Below are 1,286 nucleotides of genomic sequence, written 5' to 3' on the forward strand. Positions count from 1 at the left end.
CCCGCTGCGCGCCGTTGACGCGCCGTAAAGAGGCTCACGCCCCCACCAGCCGCACCGCCTTCATTGTTTTCTTGATGCCGAGGATGGCGACCACTCGCTTGAGGTTGTAAGCCAGCACATGCAGGCTCATCTCGGTGCCCACATGCGCCAGCGTCTTCGTCAGGAAGTGCGTCGAGCCCATCCAGTGCTTCAACGTCCCGAAGACATGCTCCACGGTGCGCCGTCGCAAGGTCATGGGCTTGGGAACGAAGGCCGTGATGCCCGCGTCCTCGCAGGCCTTGAGCTCGGTGCCGTTGAAGTAGCCACGGTCGGCAAAGGCCTGCAGCTTCTTCGTGTCCATGGCCTCACGTGCGGCCTTGGCCATCTTGCTCAACTGCGCCCGGTCGTTGCCGATGTTCGTCACCTCGTGCGCCACGATGAGATGGTGTTTGGCATCGACCGCTGTCTGCACGTTGTAGCCCACCAGGCCCGAGCCCTTGGCCTGCGAGACCATGGAGCGGGCATCGGTGTCGGTGTCGGTGGTGGAGATCTGCCCGTCGGGCAGCTTCTTCAATTGCTCCTGGGTCTCGTCGAGCTGGCGCATCTGCGCGCGCAGGGTCCGGATCTTGTCCTGCAGGCGTTCGGTCTTCGCTTCCACATCCGCGGGCTGTGTGCGATCCGCCGTCTCCAGCGCGTCCAGGTAGCGCTGGATGCTCTGCTCGATCTGGCGCTGGCGCGCATCGATCTTGGCAGGCGTGACGTTGCGGTCGCGGCTGTTGACGGCCTTGAACTCGCTGCCATCGATGGCCACGATGGCTTGCGTGAAGAGTTTGAGCTCGCGGCACAGACCGATGAAGCGACGGCAGACATTGCGAATGCCAGATCCGTTGTCGTGACGGAAGTCGGCGATGGTCTTGAAGTCAGGGGCCAGGCGGCCGGTCAGCCACATGAGCTCCACGTTGCGCTGGGCTTCGCGCTCAAGGCGGCGGCTGGACTGGATGCGGTTCAGATAGCCGTAGATGTACAGCTTTAGCAGCACACCCGGGTGGTACGCAGGGCGCCCGGTGGGCGCAGGGTCAGCGCCACCGAAGCCCAGCGAGAGAAGATCGAGCTCTTCGACGAAGGCATCAACGATGCGCACCGGGTTGTCTTGACCGATATAGTCGTCAAGGCATTCGGGCAGCAAGGCAACTTGCTCGCGGGACTCGCCTTGGATGAATCGCTTCATGGGCACCTCGCTCAGAACGGGTGCATCGATTTTAATTTTGGAAGAGCGAGACTGGAAGTCTTTTCACACAGCCTCGGCC

The 1,286-nt window shown here is 62.6% G+C and carries 1 protein-coding gene; it reads right to left on the minus strand.

Annotated features, from left to right (window positions below):
* Positions 1 to 34: 34 nt before the first annotated feature.
* The gene (locus N8A90_RS25365) at positions 35 to 1,207 is read right to left on the minus strand and encodes an IS1182 family transposase (RefSeq protein ID WP_262078055.1); all 1,173 of its coding nucleotides are present in this window, start codon (positions 1,205 to 1,207) and stop codon (positions 35 to 37) included.
* Positions 1,208 to 1,286: the final 79 nt, after the last annotated feature.

Origin of the sequence: Variovorax sp. N23 (assembly GCF_025486315.1) — a bacterium.
Lineage (GTDB): Bacteria > Pseudomonadota > Gammaproteobacteria > Burkholderiales > Burkholderiaceae_C > Variovorax.